Origin of the sequence: Streptomyces sp. NBC_01439, assembly GCF_036227605.1 — a bacterium.
Classification (GTDB): Bacteria; Actinomycetota; Actinomycetes; order Streptomycetales; family Streptomycetaceae; genus Streptomyces.
Genome location: NZ_CP109487.1, coordinates 5,951,295 through 5,968,954, shown reverse-complemented (window position 1 = coordinate 5,968,954; position 17,660 = coordinate 5,951,295). Strand labels below are relative to the sequence as shown.

Here is a 17,660-nt window from a genome sequence, read left to right as displayed (position 1 = left end):
CCCGGCGTTCTCGCTGGTCAGAGTGACTACAGGTACAGGGGTAGACCTACGGTCGGCCTACCCCTGGCCTACGGGGTTCGCCTACGCCGGGTACTTCACCATGAAGGCCCGGACACCCTCGATGAACAAGCGCACTTGGGCCTTGTCGTACTCGGCGTAGTCACCGTGTGCCGCCTTGTTCCGCAGATCCATCCAGGCCGTGATCTGCTTCTGCTGCAACCCGTCGTAGACACCGGCCTTCTTCAGGTCGGCGTTCATGGTGTCCGCCTTCTTCGGCGTGCCGTTGGGCAGTTCGGTGCCTACGCCGTACTTCACACAGAGAACCCGAACGTGAACTTCGAGGGTGGTACCCGTGATGACTGCCGCCGGGTCCTTATAGCCCGCTTCGAGCAAGGTCTCGGCCATCTCCAAGTAGTCGCTATGCATATCGGCGTGCACCAGCTCGACGACCGATTCAGTCCACCCTGCCTGGATATCGTCGCGGAGTCCGACAGCGATACCGTGGATGGCCTCCAGCCTCCACCCGTCAGAGGCTGTTTGCTTTCGAACCTGCTCCAGCTGCGTTGCGTACGTGCTGCCAGGAAGGGAAGCCCGTTCAATGGCGGATTCGAGCCGGTTCTTGAGGATGCGCACCTTCTCCTTCGGCAGGGGCCTGCTCATCGTGGAGTACTCCTCGATGAGCAGACCCAGCTGCTCCGCCATCTTCTTGAGATCCGTCAACTTCTTACCTCCGTGGGTGAGTTCGATAGAACCGAACAGATCAGCATACGACCCAGCCGTAGCTACTGGCCAGTTGCATTCCTCGGTCCACCGAACCGCCGCCGCCTCGTAGAAGGCTCCGGGGCCGGCGGTACGCCGCGGCGCCGCTTGATTGCCGCCTCCACCTCGGCGACCGGTCGTCCATAGGTCGAGCGGGAAAGCCGACGCGCCTCGTCGCCGAAGCCGGTCGCATCAACAGGCGGCAACGTGACCCCAGTGACGGGCGAACTCACCCCGTCCTCAGTGGCGAGTCGCATTAGCACCTCGAACCGCGCCAGGTTCAGGAAATCGTCCTCAGAGACGCTGCGGCCGAACTGACGCGCAAAGTCCTTGGCCTCGTCGACGGCAGTCTGAAACACCACCTTGGAACGGGCGTTGTTCTGTGTGGCCGCTTGCAGCTCCGTCGAGAGCTGCCCGAGGTACTGGTGGGCCACTGTCACGGCCAGCCCCATACTTCTCGCCTGGGCGCACCAATCTGCTGGCGAGATCGGGAGGTTGATGAAGTCCTGGAACTCATCCAGGTAGAGCATGGTTGGTCGGTCAGAACTACTCGCCCCGGCCTGCACCGCACTCCACACTGAATTCAGCAGCAGCGACCCCAGCAGCCCGGCCGTGTCCTGTCCTTCTGTCTTCCGACCAAGGTTGACGAGCAGGATCTTGCCGCTACGGATAATGTCCGCGAGATCCACCGTGCTCGTGCTCTGCCCGATGATGTTTCGCAGCGACCGCCGAGACGTCAGCTGCCAGATGCGGTCGAGTAGCGGCTTGAAGTACGCGTTCCTCTGCGGCCGGCCCAGGCTCGTAATCTCCGACCACCACCCGCTGAGCTCATCGACATGTGAAACGCCCCGTACCAACTGCTCCGTGAACGCTGCTTCGTCTCCTCTGGGAACTGCCAGCGCCGCCAGGTCGGCAAAGGTCATTGGGGAGGAAGCGCCCTTGCTCAACATGAGCGTCAGGATCAGGTGGTAGAAGCCTGCTCGTACCCTCACCCCTCGGGCGTCCTGCGGATACAGATGGTCGAAGAGGGATTGGATGTTGGCCGCCGCCACATACGGCGATCCCTGCAAGATGTTCCAGCCCACCGGGTAATCCGTGTCGCTCACGTCCAGCAGCACGACGTCAGAGAGTCGACGTTCAGGCACTCGGTCGAGCACGGCGTTAAAGAGGTCGCCTTTGGACTCGATGAGCACCACCCCGCGCCCGGCGTTCATGTCCTGCGAGATGAGGTTCGTCAGCAGTGCCGTCTTCCCTGAACCTGTCGGTCCCACAACTTGAAGATGTTGAGCCGACTCGACGACCCCCAGGGCGAGCAGCCGTTCGTTCCCCGGGAAGTTGGACCGCGCGACCACTCGGCCCGCCCGTGGGATCGCCCCCGTCGCCGCAAGCTGACGCGTCCGGGAACGAGGAAGCCCGGCAACATGCGGGGCGCCGATCGGCCAACAGATCAGCCCAACCAACTCCGAGCCGGCCAGCTGCATTGGAAAGAGCGTCGGCACCGCCCGCGACTGCACCCGATGGATGACGCGACCACTGGTCACGAGCCGCTGCTTGAGTCGGTTGCTGTGACTACCGACCGCGCGGAGGCTGGCTCGGACACGGGCAAGGAGGTGTTCGCCGCGTTCCTTGTTGGGTGCCTTCACGGCAACGCGCAGCACCCCGAGAAAGTTGGGCTCGCTGAGCTTGGCTCTGACGTCGTTGATCTGGTCACGGTCAGGTGTGGAGGCGAATCGTCGTCCCGGTAGTACCAACTCGCCCGTTGGCTCCGGTGGTCGCTGCCGAAGTGCCGGTGACACCACCCACTGAAGCAGCAGCGCTTCACCCCGGCCGAGGCCCTGCATGCCAGCGAGCAGGCTTGCGGCAATAGCGTCGGGGTTCACGGTGCCGAGGCTGCGTCGTGAGTTCGTCTGTCCCAGCTCGACCGCGGCCGTCCATTGGTGGAGCGGATCATCCGTCCCCGCCGGCTCGGCGGTGGAACCGGGCACCAATGCCCGCAGCTGGCCGGTCAGGAAGTCGGCCGATTCTTCGGGCACCACCAGGCGGTACGAGATCCCAAGTTCTCCGGCGTCGACCTCGAACACCATGGACGAGACGTCCAAGAGTCGCCGCGGCCCGGTGGTGAGTGTTCCCGATACAGCGTGCAGCCACGTCGCCACTTGGTCGGCGTCGAGGTCCGAGGGGAAGTTCAGGCGGTAGGTTTGCGTCATTTTGTCACCACCTCGTCATGCGGTGGTAGACGAATCCCAGCACGAGCAGCACGGCCAGGCCGCTCACGAGGTAAGGAAGGATCGGCTCAACGGCCAGCCACAGCACGCGAATCGTCAAAGCGGCCAGCAGAAGCAGCAGCAGGAAGTTCCGGGCCTTTGCCACGGGGTGCCCTCTCGAGTAGGTGCCGCCGACCTACAGCTCGTGGCCGGCGGCGGCTTGGTGGGGCGGATCAATGACGCAGCCCCCTGCCGCTTGGGATCGCCCGGTGTCGGGGTGGCGATGACCGAGAGAAGGTCTCGGCTGTCTTCCCCAGAGGCGACGTACGGAGGGGGCTGGTCGGGAGGATTAGCGGCGGCGCTGCTGGGCGGCCTGGATCATGCGGCGCATGGTGTCGTGCTTGCGCTGCCGCATCCTGGCGCGAGTCTCAATCGACATGCGCCAGGGATCGCGACGCCGGATTTTCCTCTTCTCGGCTACCTGCTCCTGGATGTGACAACCCACCACGAAGCCAACGGCAGCGATGAGGATGACCGCGTCCACCACCAGCCCGATGGGGTTCATCAGAGACCGAGCCCGTTGCCGAAGCCGCGAATGTCGCGGGCGGTCTGCCGGTTGAACTCGCCAACCAGCGCGCCCAGCTCCTGAGCGAGAAACGGATCACCGGCCGCGAGCTGTCGGGCCAGGGAGACGACGTCGGCCACGTCGTGCATGGCGGTCTCGGTCAGTCGCATCCGCAGTGCGGCCGTGGCCTCCTGCTTCTTCGCCTGGAACATCAGCTCAGCCGCCGCGCGCTCCTCGCGCTGCTGGTACTCACGCTGAACGGCGGACTGCTTGGGAGCGAGCCAACCCCTTCGCTCCTCGGGTTGGCCGTAGCCGCCAAGTACCAAGTCGTTGCCCATGTGTCGTCCTTCTCGTGGTCGTGCGGGTCGTGGTTGATCCCGCACACCAACCGTCGGCCAGATGCACGACTGAGGTACAGGACAGAGGGCTGACAGTCCTGTTGTCGCCTGCTGTCAGGTCGTGTCATGGGAGACTTGAGGTATCGCGGTGCAGCTCAGGGAGGGTGCGTGGACAGCGGGGACAAGCTGATCGAGATGTTCAAGGATCTTCGAGATGGCCCCGGTGCCACCGTGGGCAAGTTGGGTGCCGAACGCTGGGCGAAACTACTTGGTTATCTGCTCACTCCAGGCGATCCAGTTGCGGGCCTAGCGGCACTGGAAGACGTTCTTCATGGCATGACAGACCAAGCCAACGCCCGAATTGCTCGTGTTGCGCTCGCCGTTGGCCTGGACGACGATGGCCTTCCGATGTCTTCACATGGCGGACTGGTCGCTCGCCGTCAGTGGGCTTCGGGTGAGGAACCTTTTCTTGAAAGAGAGAAGCGCTTCTTCAAGGATGGGAGCTCCCGAACGCATCAGCGCCGGGAAGACAGGAAGGCGTTTCCTGCTCTGGCTGACGCCATCTTGAAGCGGCGAGCCGAAGGCTTGGCAGATGCCTTCGGCCACACCCAATCCATCTCGTTGGATGACGACAATTCAACCAACGCTGCGACTGAGGAAGAGGCGGCCTCATTCCCCGACAGCCAGCCAGTATCCGAGGCTAACGAGGCACTGACCATCGAGGGAAAGTCCAAGCACTCTCTCTGGTCATTAATTCATCGACACTACGACAGGGCAATCCAAAGCGATGATACCCATGTAGCTCTCCTGGTCGCACTCTGCACGATAGCAGGCGCCTTCATCACTGTCGGCATCATGAAGGTGATATCGCCAGACAAGAACGACCTGATTAACGATGCCCTTAAGGGGCGATACGCCAAGCTAGACCCAAAGCCGCATCAGTTCCCGAATGCCGTTCTAGCAAAAGTCCCGGTGGCGGTGTCAGGCCAACCCAGCGCAGACCAGGGTCAGGGATGGGGACCGGAGCGGCCTACCTTCACCATGAAGAAGCCTGCACCGTATCCCGTGCTCAACTCGATCGCCGACCATGACAGGCACGGAGACGAGCGGAATTTCGTACAGTGCCGTGACAGAGAAAACAGCACTTGGGGCACGGAAGTGTCGGCGCGCGAAGACCACACCTACCAGTGCTACATCTGGTTCGATAACGCAGTAGCTCCGAACCTCGATGACAAAAACAGTGCGGCAAAGCTGCATGACACCCGGGTCCGCGTGCGCCTCCCTGTGAATCAAGCCAATAACCCATCCCTCGTCGGAATCCTGTCGGCAGCGGACTCTATGACGGTGTGGTCAAGCTGCGTTTTTGCCTCCTCACAACCCGTCACGATCACATACCAGCGTGGGAGTGCACGGGTGCATATGTTGCCCTACGACAACACTTCCGGCCGTCCGCAACTTGCGGAGACGTTTAATGGTGACACCGCAGCAAGTGGGATTACTACACCCTCCGGCGCCCTCCTTGGAGAAGAGAACCTAGACGGCGTTATCAGTCAGAACGCTGGATACGTTCTATTCGACGTCAAGGTCAATCTTGAATAGTATTGACTAAAGTGCGCCTATGTGTTTAAATAGACACAGATTGCCGAATTGGCAATAGATCCCGGCCTCTCTCTTCTGGTGTGGCACCCCGCCCGTTCTTTCTGAACTAGCGGCGTGCTCCATCCGAATCGAATGAGGGGTACGACAGCATGCCGGAAGAGCGCCTCAACAGCGACCTCAGTGAGAACGGTTTCGAATCCGACACAAGCCTGTTCGGGTCCACTCCAGACTTCACCATCGAGGACCTGAAGGCTTCGGCCTTCGACAGCAGGTTCAGTCACCCGAACACTGTCCCCGTCCGCCTGGATAAGGATGAAATGGTCCAGGTGGCCGTCACCCTTCTGCGAACGATCTTCGCCATCGACGAGACGGCCGACTACTATCGAGACAAGGACACCGTCTACTTCGAGTACCCGGACTGGTACTTCGAGGGCTGGATCGTGGAGGAAGGCTCCAGCTATAGCGACCAGAAGAGGCGCGTACGCGTGTACGTCTACTCCAACGGCAGCCCCAGCCTGGACATCCTGCTCGATGAAGTGATCGCTCAGATCATCCCGGCGAGCCCGCACAACTGATCCGGCTCCTACAACCCACCCCGCACCACAGCGAAGAACGCCCCCGCGTCCGCTGCCGGTCGCGGGGTGTTCTTCGTTTCTGGGGGTGTCACTTGGAACCATGCGACCACCAGGGCGTGGCCGGCCTGGGGTGAGTTCGCAGGTTCAAGACGACCGCGGAGCGACCTCGCGCCCGAGCTGCCACCGGTACCGCTCTACCCGGACGAACTCCGTCCCCTCTTCCAGCACAGCCCGTACCTCTTTGGTGGTGGCCCCCGGTCCATCACGGAAGTGCGCCTGAATCAGCTCCTGCACCTCGGCGGCAAGCAGCGGTTCGTTCTGCCGCGCCAAGGTGATCGCGACCCGCTGTCGGATCGTCGGCTGCGACGATGTGGCAACGATGACCTCGCGCAGCTTCTCGACGCCCAGCCGTTCCTGCGCTGCTCCCGCTTCCAGCTTGGTGCCGACTACTTCGAATGCTCTGACGGCGAACGAAGCAACCGCCTTCCTTCGGTCGGGCTTCTTGAGGAGTAGTGCGCCACCACCGAGGACGACGGCACCAATTGCCCATGGGGAGATGCCGGCCTGCCGCCCCAAGAGCTTGACCAGACCCACTGCGCCCCTGGCCGGAAGAACGGCAGCGTTCACCGCGACGGCTTGACCCCTCAAGCCCTCGGTGATGTCGAGGACGGACTTCGCCGCCCTTTGCCAATCCTTCGGAGCGAACCCGGGCCTCTTGAGGTGCCGGTCATCCGAGAACACGACACACGGCGCAATGAGTTTGGCCAACCTACCTGTTGGCACGTCGTCAGTGTCGGTGATCGCCAAGACCTGAGCGTCCGGGCCATCGACGTCCGACATCGTGACGAACCGCAGCGCCGGTAGATACTCGGCTTCAAAGTGGGCGCGGAGGGTTGCGAGAGAGACCAGGCCATGCTTGGCCATCCTTGGGAGGTGTTCGTACGTCTCGTCAAGGACGTGGTCGGCAGCGTAGAGAGTGGCGGTGCCCCCATCGGTCATCCGCAGCAGCCTCGATCGGAACCCTTTGCGACAGTCGTTCTCGATACTGCTCAACAGCGCGTTCGTGTCCACGACGCCGACTAGGTGCGGCGCGCTTGAACTGTAGGGATCAAGCGGCGTGGGTCTGGCGAGTGGTGTGCGCTGGTCTTCCGTCATGGATCAACGGTAGTCGCGGGGTATGACAGCCTCCATCACTTTTCTGCTGACGCGCCACGGTGCTCATGTCCTGAGAGAGCGCGTCAATCAATCCGAGGGCTGCGCTCGTGTGGAGTAGACCGACCCAGCACCCGTGGCCGGCCTGCGCTAGGGCAGTTCGATCAAGCGGACTGCGACCCGCCTCAAGAGCGTACGTACGGAACGGCTTTGGCGTCGAGGAGAGCGGCGACACGGTCGATGTGCTTGCGATGGACGGCGAACACCAACAGCTTCTGTGCACGAGAACCGGCGACATAGAGAACGCGCCGAGACTCAATGTCCTGACTACTTTCCCAAGCGTCCAATACTTCTTCCGTTGCCTTGCTTCTTGGCGTATCCGGAAGCACTAGCACGACACCGGGAAACTCCATGCCTTTCACGCCATGGACAGTTGAGTATGGGATCAGGGGATCGTCACCCAGGCTTGCGACGTTGGCCCAGACATCTTCCTTGGGTGCTCTGAAGAGACCCCCAAGGTCTCCGGATACGGGGGGATTCAAATCGCCCCAATTTGCATCCTTGAGGAAATCCCGAACCTCAGTGGCAAAGCCCTGTCTGGTCTTCCCCTCAGCATCTAGCGCGACGGCCATGCGCACAGCAAAATTGCGAAGCCATCGTGTTTCAAGACCGAGCTTCTCGCAAATAGCCTCAAAGCTCTTGTGCCCAGAATCCTTGCCACTGGTGAGAGCCGTTAGGACGGCACGTTCTACCTGCTCAATGGATTTAAAGCGCGTCCGAGCATCGAACTCTTTAGACCTGAGCTTGAACCCTGCATCGGCGATAGCAAGGACTCGATTGCTTCCTGATGCCTCGGCATCAACCACACCAGCTGCCTTCATGCCATGGGCTTCTGCATGTGAGAGGAGCATCAGGTCGCCCGCCACCAGCTCTTGGTTTTCAGCGATCTGCAATGCCGTAGGGACGATATCGTCAAGAGCTGAGAACTCGATCAGATGCACCGGAACTTGTAGCGTCGATGTCGCCCCACGAGACGTCTCGGTTAGGGTGCCTGACCGTAGTCCACCATTGAACGCACAGATCGCCGGAGAGCTACGGAAGTTATCTCCAAGCTCCAACTGGACCGGCAGGTTCTTCACGAATTCTTGTACGGCACTCGGTGTCGCATTGCGGAACTCGTAGATTGACTGGTCGATATCTCCGACCATCACAACCCGGATACCGCATTCAAGGAGATACTGCAAGACGAGGAGCTCTTCCCGACCACAGTCCTGCGCCTCGTCAACGATCACTTCTGAGAAACGCGATTGAAGCAGTGGCCCAAGGACCTGTCGAGCCTCACTGTCTTGAAGCCAGAATTCGGCTAGCAACCGTGCTGCATCACAACTGACGGTGCCAGCCTCAAGCAGCTTTCCAAAGATGTACGACGCCCTACTCTCTACTTTGTGCCGAATCGCCGAGAGTGCTGTCTTCGCCTCGGCATTACCGAAGCGCCGATCAACTCGATCCATCACGAGAGTAGCCCGACCGTTACGATCAAAGTCGAACCAGCTAAATTGAAGTTCGCCAGACCGAGGAATCTCGCTCATGCGAAAGCTCGTGCTTGAAATCTCCTTCCAGCTTTGCACGTACTTCGGTGGAACCTTGTACTCCCTCACGAAGAGCGACGTGACGATGAAGCGATGAATGAACGCATCAAAGGTTCCGACGAAGTTTGGAACCTTCAAAGCGTCGATCTGATCGCCACACCGATGACGTACCTCATCGACAGCCGCGTTAGTGAAGGAGATCAGAGCAACGCCCTGGCGATTCTCTTCTGCGGTCCGCTTCAAGAACCGTGCCACCATGGCGCGAGTCTTTCCTGCTCCTGGGCAGGCAGCCGCAAACAGGCTTTCTTCAGCATCAACTAGAGCCTGCTGGTCTTCGGTCAAGCTAATGGCGCTCAACCCGCACCACCCGTCTCGTCCTCAAGCACACCACGGATAGCCGTGACAAGATATTCAGGCGCTTCAAAGTCTCCGCCGCTGTCGATGGCGAGCGCGACATCATGCGCGAACTCACCCTTGCCGATGAACTTGTCGTACTTGCAAAGCTTCTGATAGAAGCCGAAGGCTGGACCTTTCTCGTGTTCCTTGATGTCTCGCCAGTGATGCTCCGACTGTGGGTGCTGATTCAAATATGCCTGCTTTAGGATTGGTTCATTTCCCTCTGGCGCGAGAAGGTCTGCCTCCAAGGTGTGGGGCGCCTCGGCCACAGTCAGATAGTCGGTGGCATCAATCAGCCTGGCGTGTTCAGTGAGAAGTTCCTTGCGATTGCTTACCTTGGTGCGATTGGCTGCGCGATCTTCATCCTCCTCACCTGGGTCCGAAGAGGTGACATCGGCCTCCTCCTGAGGCTGCTCGTTTGGCTCTTTGTCATCCTTCTTCTTCGGTTTCTTCGGTAGCTCCGGATCTGGGTCCCGATCGGTGACAACCGTCAAGTGATCCAGCAAACGACAGCCGTTCACCTCAGAGAGCAGCAGCGTGATGTACGGTGCGAAGTCAACGCTGCCCACGTTGATAATCGTGACCCCGTGAAACTTTCGCCGTTGTCTCATTTGCTCAGGCTTGTTATCGTCGCCAAACACGCAGTGGCGTGCGATCGCGGGCAGCAGGACGGCTTCGGCGATACCCTCCACGAGGATTACTCGCCGGGCAAAGAGAAGTCCTGCTCGCGTGGCGTCTAGGTATTGATTAATCTTCCGTCGTTCGTTGTCCTTGAGATTGAGCTTCGCCAAGGGAAGCGCACGTGTTTTACGGCGGGCGACCTCTTTAGTACCCGCATCGTTTTGGATCGTCTCGATCTCTACCTTGGTGCGAAGTGCTACGACGTTCTCGATACCAACACTGCTCGCCAAATTCGGTGAATGCGTCGTGGCAATGACCTGGATTCGTCCAGCCGGCCCCTGTGTGTCATCGCCCGGTGAAGCCTCGGACTGTTCGCGCAGATAATCCAGTAGCACAGCCTGCAACTGTGGGTGAAGATGCGCTTCCGGTTCCTCAACCAGGAACAGTGTCAGTTCGGCATCCTGAGCCTTGCGCAACTCCAGGATGACAGTAGCGATGAAGAGTAGATTGGCGTACCCCAATCCCGACTCCGTGAGATCGGCGGGTTCAATCCCATGTTCCGCCATCTTCACTCTGAGGCTGCGAGCCAATCGGTTCAGCTCGTAGTCAGCGAAAGTGACCTCAACGCTTTGGCCGCGCACGGAGTTGGTCAGTTCACCTAGATGTCCCTGGATCTCATCCGTGGTAGTAGCGAGGACATCGTGCTTTTTGAGCTCCTTGAAGGAATCGTTGGCGCTCTTGAGGAAGTCCTCTCGTTCTTCCTCGCTAGTTAGGTGTCGGATGATCCTGAGGAGACGATTACCATCTGACGAATCAAGTTCCTTCTTGGCGTCACGCAAAGGTGCGAGGTAAACGTGCGCGATCTGTTCACGCTTCTCGGGTTCAGCATCCGTTCCACTAACGGGACCAGCCGTGAAAGTCGATCGCACGTTGTGTCGACGCTTTGAGTCGATCGCATACTTTGCCGAGTAGACGGCCTGGTTAGTATCGACATCCAACGCCGCGATGTAGTGCGCGCGCTGAGTTTTTGTCAGGCCATCGTAAAACGTGTGAAGTTCGGCCTCTTGACCTTCCTGGCCGTGAGACAGGTCAGACTCATCAAACCATCTCGTTGCCCGACGGTTTAGGGGTGCAGTTGCAAGCCGTAGCGCCTCGATTACATTGGACTTGCCAGAGTTGTTCTCACCAACGAGAAGTGTAATGCCTGGTTGAAACTCGACTTCCGTGTCATAACAGGATCGAAAATTCTTGATGCGGAGGCTCCGCAGGTACATCCCAGGCTCTACGCGCTCGTCGCTCATAAGTAGTTCCTCGCATATTCCATGTCTACTATTCTAAACAAAAGCCTCCATTTGTACCATGCGTCACATAAGGAAGCCTTGGCACCCTGCCACACAACCCCCAGGCTGCGCAGGTGAACTGACGGGTAATACGACAGCCCCCTCGCTCCGTCGAACGAGGGGGCGAGCGTGGCGAATCTGAGGACTGACCGAGCGTCGTAGCTGCGACGGGTCAACGGCTCTCCGCCGGCCTGCGGCTGGTCGCACCGTTCCAACCCCACCGCAGCCCATCAGAAAGTCAACGGACCTACCGCGCCCACCCGTTCGACAAGCCCGCTCCGCTAGACTGCTGCCGCGTGTCCGTAAGCTGCCCCACTAGGTGAAACAGCCCTATTTCGGTAGAATGGGAAGCAATGGCCATTAATTTACCGCTCGACATCCGCGCCAACCTCGATGACGCGTTCGCCACTCTCAAGACGCCCTACAAGTGGCGTGCGGTGACTTCGTACTTCAAGGACGAGGTTCCGCCCCGTGACTACACCAGCAACGTGCACGTCGTGCCCTTCGTGGGTGACCGGGTCGTTCTGCTGCACGCCAAGGAATCTGGCTGGGGACCGTCCGGCGGCACGCTGCTGGACGGCGAAGCCATCCAGACATGCGTGACGCGCGAACTGGCGGAGGAGATCGGCGGCGAGGCTACGCGCTTTGAACTCTTCGGTCAGTGGGACAGTGAGACCACGGCCGAGGTTGCCTACCGGCCGTGGCTGCCGCATCCCAAGTTCGCCGTAGCGCTGGGGTGGGCGGACGTCATCATCTCGGGGTCGTCAGACGATGACGGCGGCGTCGAGATGGAGTCGATCCAAGAAGTCGTGATCCTCCCCATCCAGGGTGCAGTCCAGCGCCTGGAAGAAAACGGCGAACACCACCTGGCCGCGCTGTACCGGGTTGCCTACGAGGTGCGCCGAGCCGCCAAGCGCTGATCCGACTACTCCTTCCGCGCCACAAAGAGGCCGCGCCTGAACTCGGGCGCGGCCTCTTTGCGTACGTCGATGAACCCGGCCGCCGTGAACGCTGCTGCCATCGCGTCAGCCGTGTGCAGCGTGAAGTCATAGCGTTCATCGAAGGTGCGCAGGCCCGCGCTCGTCCCGATGACGCTCGCGAAGTCAATGCGCCCATCGGGGTGGCCGTAGCCCACCCGCACCACCGTCACCACGCCGTCCGCATGGTGGGTGACGTGAACCTTCTTCGGCTTCCACTCGTCCGGGGTGTACCAGGGCTCTACGACCAGAAGCCCGCCATCCACCAAGTGCCGGGCGAACGTAGAAAGGGTCGGTTCAAGTTCAGCCGGCCCCGCGTACCCGAGCGCACCGTCAAGAAGCAGTAGGACATCGACGCCCGGCCGCGGTAGCTGGAAGTCCTGCATCTTGCCGTGCACCAGCGTGGCCGTGTCGCCCAACTTCTTCCGGGCCAGCGTCAACATGGGGTCGCTGGCATCTACCCCGACGCGTTCGTACTCCTGGAGCTGAGCAAGCAAGGTCCCCGTGCCACAGGCCACCTCGCAGACGGTCTTCGTCTGCGAGGCGTGTCCCTGGATGAGACGACGGATTACGTCAGCCTCGGCCGCGTAGTCGCGGTGAGACTTTACGAGGTCGTAGACGGGTGCGATGTCCTCAAACACCCGGCGTCCCCTTCCGGCGGGTTGGGCCGAGCTGGACAAGAAGCGGCTTGATGCACCCGGGGTCGTCACCGTCCAGGGAGCCGTTGACATGCAGGCGCATTGCCGGGCACTCGGCGTGGCAGGCGGTGTGACGTGAGCAGGAACCACAGGTCTTGTTCTCGGGCAGGTTTCGCATCTGCTCAAAGACGGGCGCATTGGCCCAGAAGTCGCCCAGACTTCCCGGCGTCCACCGTCCGGCGTGGAAGCCATCACCAAGGAACGTGCAGGGCGACACCGTGCCGTCCTCGTCCACGAACATGATCCGCGTACCGGCGCCGCAGTCGTTTTCCGACAACAGCAACGGCTCCTTGGCTCCGGCCTCAACGTTCATGAGGTCTTCCACCCCGCAGTGGTCGGCCTTGTTCAGCTTGACCACGGCGTCGAAGTAGGCGGGCGTCCCCTCGGTGATGATGTCCGTCGTCCCGATGACCCTTCCCGCCGGTTTGGCCCGCCGGGCCTTCACCGGTACGCCCAGCTCGCTACAGAGGTCGAGCACGGCGTCAACGTCTTCGAGATTCGAGTTCATCAGGGTGAAGCGCACCGTCGGCGTGATCCCCGCATCCAACATGGTGCGGATGCCCTGGATGGTGCGCTGGAAGGAACCCACCGTTCCCCGGATGCGGTCGTGGTTCTTCTCAGCACCGTCGAGACTGACGTTCACCCGCACGTCGTGACGCTTGAAGCCCCGAAGGTCCCGCTGTCTCACGATCGTGCCGTTGGTCGTCAGCGACACCCCCATACCCTCGTTGCGCATGGCACCAACGAGCGCCCAAATGTCATGGCGCATCAGAGGTTCGCCGCCACCAACGACCACCAGGAAGACGCCGAGCTCCCCAGCTTCACGGATGAGCGTTAGCAGTTCGTCTGTGGTCGGCTCTGTCCTTCCGGCCGGTGACGAGTCCGACATGCAGTGCAGGCACGTCAGGTTGCAGCGGTTCGAGACGCTGACGAACAGCTTGAGCGGGGCGGATAGCGCCCCCGGCAGTGCTGGCCGCTGGATGCGGCGGACTAACGCGCCGCCACGCTCCAACATGATCACGGCGTCCTCGGTGACGGGCTCAACGGAGTGCTTCACGCAGTCGAAGAGCAACCATTCTTTGCCCTCGTCGCGGGCCAGGAAGTCGAACGGCGGCGCCTCTACGCCGGCGGTTGCGGATGACATGGCACACCTTTCAGTTGAAGGCTGCGGCAGTGGTGCGGCGGATCATCCCGGCGTCCCCGTCCACGAAGGCTTCGACGGTTTCACCGGCGCGGAGCTGAGCGAGCGGACTCCCCGCCACGGAGATGTATGCGAATGCCCTGCGGGAGGGGATCGCCTCGGGAAGATGCCGGGGATCATGGCTGAGCCGGAAGCCGTCGAACGCGTCCACGACCAAGGTGGGGTCGCCCCGATAGAGACGAGCCAGGATCGGCGGACAGTCGGCAAGGGAAACCGACCGCTTCACCATGACAGCCGGGTGTCCGGGAACGTCTTCGTCAACGGTGGCTACACCGGTTTGCCAGGCGCCCCAGACCCACGGTGTGCGGTGCCAGCCGTCTCGTGGACGAGGGAGACGGGCCGGACCTGGCAGACGTGGCATGTCCTCAGGGATCGGCCGGAGCTGCACCGCGATCACACCCGCGTCAGAGGCGAAGCCCTCCATGTCGAGATCGAACCCGACCGCTTCACGCAGTACTGAGATGCACCGGTAAAGCTGGAAGGAGTCGGCCTCAACGCGGCTGCCCGACCGGATGTGCTCGCCGGTCACGGTGGCCTGCTCGACCACGTGTCCGCCCCGCACTTCCGTGAACGTACGGCGGCCCCTACTTGTCGCCTCCACAAGGACGCGACCCCTGTAGCCGTAGGCGTAGAAGACGCCGGACAACCCTTCGGCCTTGATGTACTGCTGGAACACGATGGTCTGCGTCCCCGGTGGCGCGTGCGTGATCGCGTCGGCAACCAGTGATCGGGCCTGGTCGGGGTCGCCGCCGTCCCAGAAGCGACGACGGGACGAGTAGCGGCCACGTGTACACCCCGGCGAGAAGCTTTCCTCATGACCGGAGTACTTCAATGCGAAGCCGGCCCGCAGCGAAGAAGGCAGTGACTCAACGAGCCGATCGGCGCCGATCCGGGCGGCATCGTCGAGCCCAAGGATCACGTCATCCGGGACAATCAGGTCAAGAGACTCGGCAGCACGCTTTAGAAGCGCCAGCCCCAAAGAAGAGCCCCCTTGACGCCAGTACAGGTCGATCAAGGGGGCTTCCGTGATACCCACCCGGTCCAGATACCGGGCAGCAGTGTCTAAGCCAATTTTGCTTACCTCATGCGCGCCTGAGCTCACTTGTCCCCCAAGGTCATCTCGTCGCGAAGGTCAAAGCTGCACCAAGTATGCGGAGTACGCGGGTATTTGCCTAGCTTCCTACGTCTTGACTGAAAGGCGCTCTTCAGGGCGGAACACGCTGCTCAATAGAGACGCTTGCACCCCCAGCGAAGAACACCCCGGCGGGTTCCAAACGCCGGGGTGTCTCTACCGCCCTATCCAGGAGAGGGAGCCTGTTTTGTGTGCCAGGGCGGCAGTCTCCTCAGGCACTACTGCCACTCGCCGGGTTCGACGAGAGCGTAGTCCGCCGCCGTTCTACGGTAGCGGCTGTGCCCGGTGTCCTGGACGTGCTCCGCGATCCAGCGGTCAACGTCAATAATCTCGGCCATGTCACCAGACGCCGCACCGCAGTTGGCTTCATCACCCGAGACGCACTCGGCCTCGAAGGTGACCTCACCTATCGGGTCGGTGCGGATCTCGTAGTTCCGGAAGCGGTAGGTCCTCGTCCTGCCCATCGTCTTCTCTCTGCTTCATCGGGGTGGATGTGCTGCGGTGGGTCCTGGTGGCTGGAGGCCGACGAGTACGCGTCTTAAAAGCCAGGGATCAGCCCTCGCCGCCGGCTGCACGTTGGAGTGCTGCGACCTACTGCGACGTGGCAGCACGGGAGACGTAGCGCCGGGCACTTGAAGTTCAGACCACACCACCTTGCCCCGCGGGGTGCGGTGAGAGCCCCACTGACTACTGAGCGACTGGACGAGGAGTAAGCCGCGTCCACCTTCGGTGTCGTCGTCTGGCGTGGTGAGCACCGGGTTCTTCGGGGAGACGTCCCACACCTCAATGACGACGCTGGTCGGCAGGCCGAGCATCCGCACTGTCACGAGGTTGAGCTCATCCAGTTCAGACCACGTCGGCTGACGGTCGAGAACGCCGCCGGTCGCTCGCACGGCGTTCGTGACCAACTCAGATACGACAAGGGCGGCGTCCCCCTCAATGGCGCGGGCGTGCCACTTGGAGAGCGTGAGCCGGATGAAGTGGCGGGACACACTCACCGCCGTGCTGACAGCGGCCAGGTTGAGCTGATCCATGAAGCGGGCGCGCTGAGAGAAGTAGAAGGGTTCTTCGTCGCCCTGGTGCTGGCTCATGCGCACTCGTCCAGACTGACGATCTGCGCGTTCGCCCTCAGTTCCAGGTGCAGCGTCATGGCGTCCTGGAGCGGGCGCGTCAGTGCCAAGTCGCGGTAGGACGGCACGACCACGTGGGGGGCTTCGGTGCGCTGGACCGCCTCGGTCATCTCCTCGAAGGCGTCGAGCCGACCGGCCGTGAACTCGTGGAACACGGCGGCGAGGGTGAGTCCCTCGACCTCCGCGTACGCGGTCATGTCGTCTTGCTTCTTCTTCACCTCCTCGTCGCTCATGTCGTCCGGAACGCGCATGTACCCGATGATCAGGGGCTTCATGACGGGCCTCCCTGCGGACGTGGCCAGATCAACGGGGCACCGTTCTCGCCCACTGCCCATCTGCCCAGCTCAGAGCCCCCGTTCGCCGGTAGCAGCGCGAATGAGGGTCGATTTTGGACTCCTAGGATAGGCTCCCATCTTGAATCTGGACTCCTATTTTGGGAAACCGCTCGTTCGAGGGGACGCCGCCCTGTGGCTGAGGCACGCGAAGGCATAATGAGCACCTGGCTGACCAGGTGGAGGATCATCGACGTGGCAACCCCAACGATCCAGAGGCGTCGGCTCGGCAACGCGTTGAAGCGTGCGCGGGAGCAGGCCGTCAAGACGCAAGATGAGGCTGCCGAACAGATCGACGCTGCGGCCAGCAAGATCAGCCGGTTGGAACTGGGTCAGAGCGGCATCAAATTGACCGACCTCACGCTGTTGCTCAACTTCTACGGCGTGAGTGGCGACGAGGCCGAGTGGATGAAGGAGTTGGCCCGCGCCGGTCGACAGCGCGGTCGTTGGTCTGGCTACCTCGGCGCTATCCCGGACTGGTTCCGCACGTACGTCGATCTTGAAGCGGATGCCTCCGAACTACGCTGGTACCAACCGGAGGTAGTCCCCGGCATCCTCCAAATCGAGAGCTACATCCGGGCGATGAACGTCAAGGCGCAGCCGGGCGTGTCGCAGGAGGCGATGGATCAGCAGCTCAAGGTGCGGCTCGAACGGCAAGCCATCCTCGACGAGCCGCACGCCCCGATACTGAACTTCATCTTGAGTGAGTCAGCGATCCGCCGGAACATCGGGGACGCGGGCATCATGCGTGAGCAGCTGCTTCACCTGGCAGAGGTGGCCGAGCGACCGAACGTTGAACTCCAGGTGCTCCCGTTCAACGCCCAGACCTTTGGTGCTGCCTGGGTGGGCTTCACGATCATGCGCTTTGATCACGACGCGGCCTCTGACGTGGTCTACCTGGAGGACTACACCGACGCCACCTATCTTGACCGGCCGGATGGGGTGCAGGCATATACTGCGCTGTGGAATCGGCTGCAATCTGCGGCTTTGGGCCAAGTAGAGTCGCGCAACATGATCCTTCGCCTGGCCAACGCGGACTAGCGCCGACACCT

General features: G+C 61.5%; 18 protein-coding genes. 4 read left to right on the top strand and 14 right to left on the bottom strand.

Going from position 1 to position 17,660, the window contains the following annotated elements; genetic code table 11:
* Nucleotides 1–81 precede the first annotated feature (81 nt).
* The 5 genes from OG207_RS26965 to OG207_RS26945 all read right to left on the bottom strand — a co-directional run bounded on the left by OG207_RS26965 (nt 82) and on the right by OG207_RS26945 (nt 3,866).
* Nucleotides 82–720 (bottom strand): hypothetical protein, encoded by a 639-nt coding sequence (locus OG207_RS26965; RefSeq protein WP_329101622.1) that lies wholly within the window; start codon nt 718–720, stop codon nt 82–84.
* Between the two features lie 62 nt (nt 721–782).
* Nucleotides 783–2,966, bottom strand: coding sequence for a type IV secretory system conjugative DNA transfer family protein (locus OG207_RS26960; protein WP_329101620.1), 2,184 nt, complete (start codon nt 2,964–2,966; stop codon nt 783–785).
* Nucleotides 2,967–2,970: 4 nt separating this feature from the next.
* A complete protein-coding gene (locus OG207_RS26955) occupies nt 2,971–3,129 on the bottom strand; it encodes a hypothetical protein (RefSeq protein WP_329101618.1) in 159 nt (52 codons plus the stop codon).
* A 183-nt stretch (nt 3,130–3,312) separates the two neighbouring features.
* Nucleotides 3,313–3,528 (bottom strand): hypothetical protein, encoded by a 216-nt coding sequence (locus OG207_RS26950; RefSeq protein WP_329101616.1) that lies wholly within the window; start codon nt 3,526–3,528, stop codon nt 3,313–3,315.
* A complete protein-coding gene (locus OG207_RS26945) occupies nt 3,528–3,866 on the bottom strand; it encodes a hypothetical protein (RefSeq protein WP_329101613.1) in 339 nt (112 codons plus the stop codon). Before OG207_RS26945 ends, OG207_RS26950 begins: the two co-directional genes overlap by 1 nt.
* Before the next feature lie 168 nt (nt 3,867–4,034).
* Between OG207_RS26945 and OG207_RS26940 the strand changes: the two genes are divergently transcribed.
* Both OG207_RS26940 and OG207_RS26935 read left to right on the top strand, forming a co-directional pair.
* Nucleotides 4,035–5,465 (top strand): hypothetical protein, encoded by a 1,431-nt coding sequence (locus OG207_RS26940; protein ID WP_329101611.1) that lies wholly within the window; start codon nt 4,035–4,037, stop codon nt 5,463–5,465.
* Nucleotides 5,466–5,614: 149 nt separating this feature from the next.
* Nucleotides 5,615–6,040, top strand: coding sequence for a hypothetical protein (locus OG207_RS26935; RefSeq protein ID WP_329101609.1), 426 nt, complete (start codon nt 5,615–5,617; stop codon nt 6,038–6,040).
* Nucleotides 6,041–6,184: 144 nt separating this feature from the next.
* Here the strand turns inward: OG207_RS26935 and OG207_RS26930 are convergent, their stop codons facing one another.
* The 3 genes from OG207_RS26930 to OG207_RS26920 all read right to left on the bottom strand — a co-directional run bounded on the left by OG207_RS26930 (nt 6,185) and on the right by OG207_RS26920 (nt 11,099).
* On the bottom strand, nt 6,185–7,195 hold the full coding sequence (locus tag OG207_RS26930; protein ID WP_329101607.1) for a hypothetical protein: 1,011 nt from the start codon (nt 7,193–7,195) through the stop codon (nt 6,185–6,187).
* A gap of 182 nt (nt 7,196–7,377) precedes the next feature.
* Nucleotides 7,378–9,123 (bottom strand): UvrD-helicase domain-containing protein, encoded by a 1,746-nt coding sequence (locus OG207_RS26925; RefSeq protein ID WP_329101605.1) that lies wholly within the window; start codon nt 9,121–9,123, stop codon nt 7,378–7,380.
* 11 nt (nt 9,124–9,134) lie between these two features.
* Nucleotides 9,135–11,099, bottom strand: coding sequence for an ATP-dependent nuclease (locus OG207_RS26920; protein WP_329101603.1), 1,965 nt, complete (start codon nt 11,097–11,099; stop codon nt 9,135–9,137).
* Nucleotides 11,100–11,491: 392 nt separating this feature from the next.
* Here OG207_RS26920 and OG207_RS26915 point away from each other — a divergent pair, with 392 nt between their 5' ends.
* A complete protein-coding gene (locus OG207_RS26915) occupies nt 11,492–12,058 on the top strand; it encodes an NUDIX hydrolase (RefSeq protein ID WP_329101601.1) in 567 nt (188 codons plus the stop codon).
* A 5-nt stretch (nt 12,059–12,063) separates the two neighbouring features.
* Here OG207_RS26915 and OG207_RS26910 read toward each other — a convergent pair whose 3' ends face one another.
* The 6 genes from OG207_RS26910 to OG207_RS26885 form a co-directional block, all read right to left on the bottom strand.
* Entirely contained in the window at nt 12,064–12,756 is a 693-nt protein-coding gene (locus tag OG207_RS26910; RefSeq protein ID WP_329101598.1) for a class I SAM-dependent DNA methyltransferase, read from the bottom strand.
* Nucleotides 12,749–13,957 carry a radical SAM/SPASM domain-containing protein gene (locus tag OG207_RS26905; RefSeq protein WP_329101596.1) on the bottom strand — a complete coding sequence of 403 codons (1,209 nt, stop codon included), beginning with the start codon at nt 13,955–13,957 and terminating at the stop codon, nt 12,749–12,751. The genes OG207_RS26910 and OG207_RS26905 overlap by 8 nt, the downstream gene beginning before the upstream one ends.
* A 10-nt stretch (nt 13,958–13,967) precedes the next feature.
* On the bottom strand, nt 13,968–15,029 hold the full coding sequence (locus OG207_RS26900; protein WP_329101594.1) for a hypothetical protein: 1,062 nt from the start codon (nt 15,027–15,029) through the stop codon (nt 13,968–13,970).
* 335 nt (nt 15,030–15,364) lie between these two features.
* Nucleotides 15,365–15,610, bottom strand: a complete 246-nt coding sequence (locus OG207_RS26895; RefSeq protein WP_329101592.1) for a DUF7848 domain-containing protein — start codon at nt 15,608–15,610, stop codon at nt 15,365–15,367.
* Nucleotides 15,611–15,625: 15 nt separating this feature from the next.
* On the bottom strand, nt 15,626–16,237 hold the full coding sequence (locus OG207_RS26890) for an ATP-binding protein (protein ID WP_329101590.1): 612 nt from the start codon (nt 16,235–16,237) through the stop codon (nt 15,626–15,628).
* Nucleotides 16,234–16,551, bottom strand: a complete 318-nt coding sequence (locus OG207_RS26885; RefSeq protein ID WP_329101589.1) for a recombinase family protein — start codon at nt 16,549–16,551, stop codon at nt 16,234–16,236. The genes OG207_RS26890 and OG207_RS26885 overlap by 4 nt, the downstream gene beginning before the upstream one ends.
* 252 nt (nt 16,552–16,803) lie before the next feature.
* On the opposite strand from OG207_RS26885, the gene OG207_RS26880 reads away from it, so the two are divergent.
* The gene (locus tag OG207_RS26880; RefSeq protein WP_329101587.1) at nt 16,804–17,649 is read left to right on the top strand and encodes a helix-turn-helix domain-containing protein; all 846 of its coding nucleotides are present in this window, start codon (nt 16,804–16,806) and stop codon (nt 17,647–17,649) included.
* The last annotated feature ends 11 nt before the right edge of the window (nt 17,650–17,660 follow it).

Coding starts and splice junctions, on each gene's coding strand:
- OG207_RS26920 (WP_329101603.1), bottom strand. CDS start 11,099: ATGAGCGACGAGCGCGTAGAGCCTGGGATGTACCTGCGGAGCCTCCGC.
- OG207_RS26895 (WP_329101592.1), bottom strand. CDS start 15,610: ATGGGCAGGACGAGGACCTACCGCTTCCGGAACTACGAGATCCGCACC.
- OG207_RS26930 (WP_329101607.1), bottom strand. CDS start 7,195: ATGACGGAAGACCAGCGCACACCACTCGCCAGACCCACGCCGCTTGAT.
- OG207_RS26945 (WP_329101613.1), bottom strand. CDS start 3,866: ATGGGCAACGACTTGGTACTTGGCGGCTACGGCCAACCCGAGGAGCGA.
- OG207_RS26950 (WP_329101616.1), bottom strand. CDS start 3,528: ATGAACCCCATCGGGCTGGTGGTGGACGCGGTCATCCTCATCGCTGCC.
- OG207_RS26915 (WP_329101601.1), top strand. CDS start 11,492: ATGGCCATTAATTTACCGCTCGACATCCGCGCCAACCTCGATGACGCG.
- OG207_RS26905 (WP_329101596.1), bottom strand. CDS start 13,957: ATGTCATCCGCAACCGCCGGCGTAGAGGCGCCGCCGTTCGACTTCCTG.
- OG207_RS26885 (WP_329101589.1), bottom strand. CDS start 16,551: ATGAAGCCCCTGATCATCGGGTACATGCGCGTTCCGGACGACATGAGC.
- OG207_RS26960 (WP_329101620.1), bottom strand. CDS start 2,966: ATGACGCAAACCTACCGCCTGAACTTCCCCTCGGACCTCGACGCCGAC.
- OG207_RS26890 (WP_329101590.1), bottom strand. CDS start 16,237: ATGAGCCAGCACCAGGGCGACGAAGAACCCTTCTACTTCTCTCAGCGC.
- OG207_RS26935 (WP_329101609.1), top strand. CDS start 5,615: ATGCCGGAAGAGCGCCTCAACAGCGACCTCAGTGAGAACGGTTTCGAA.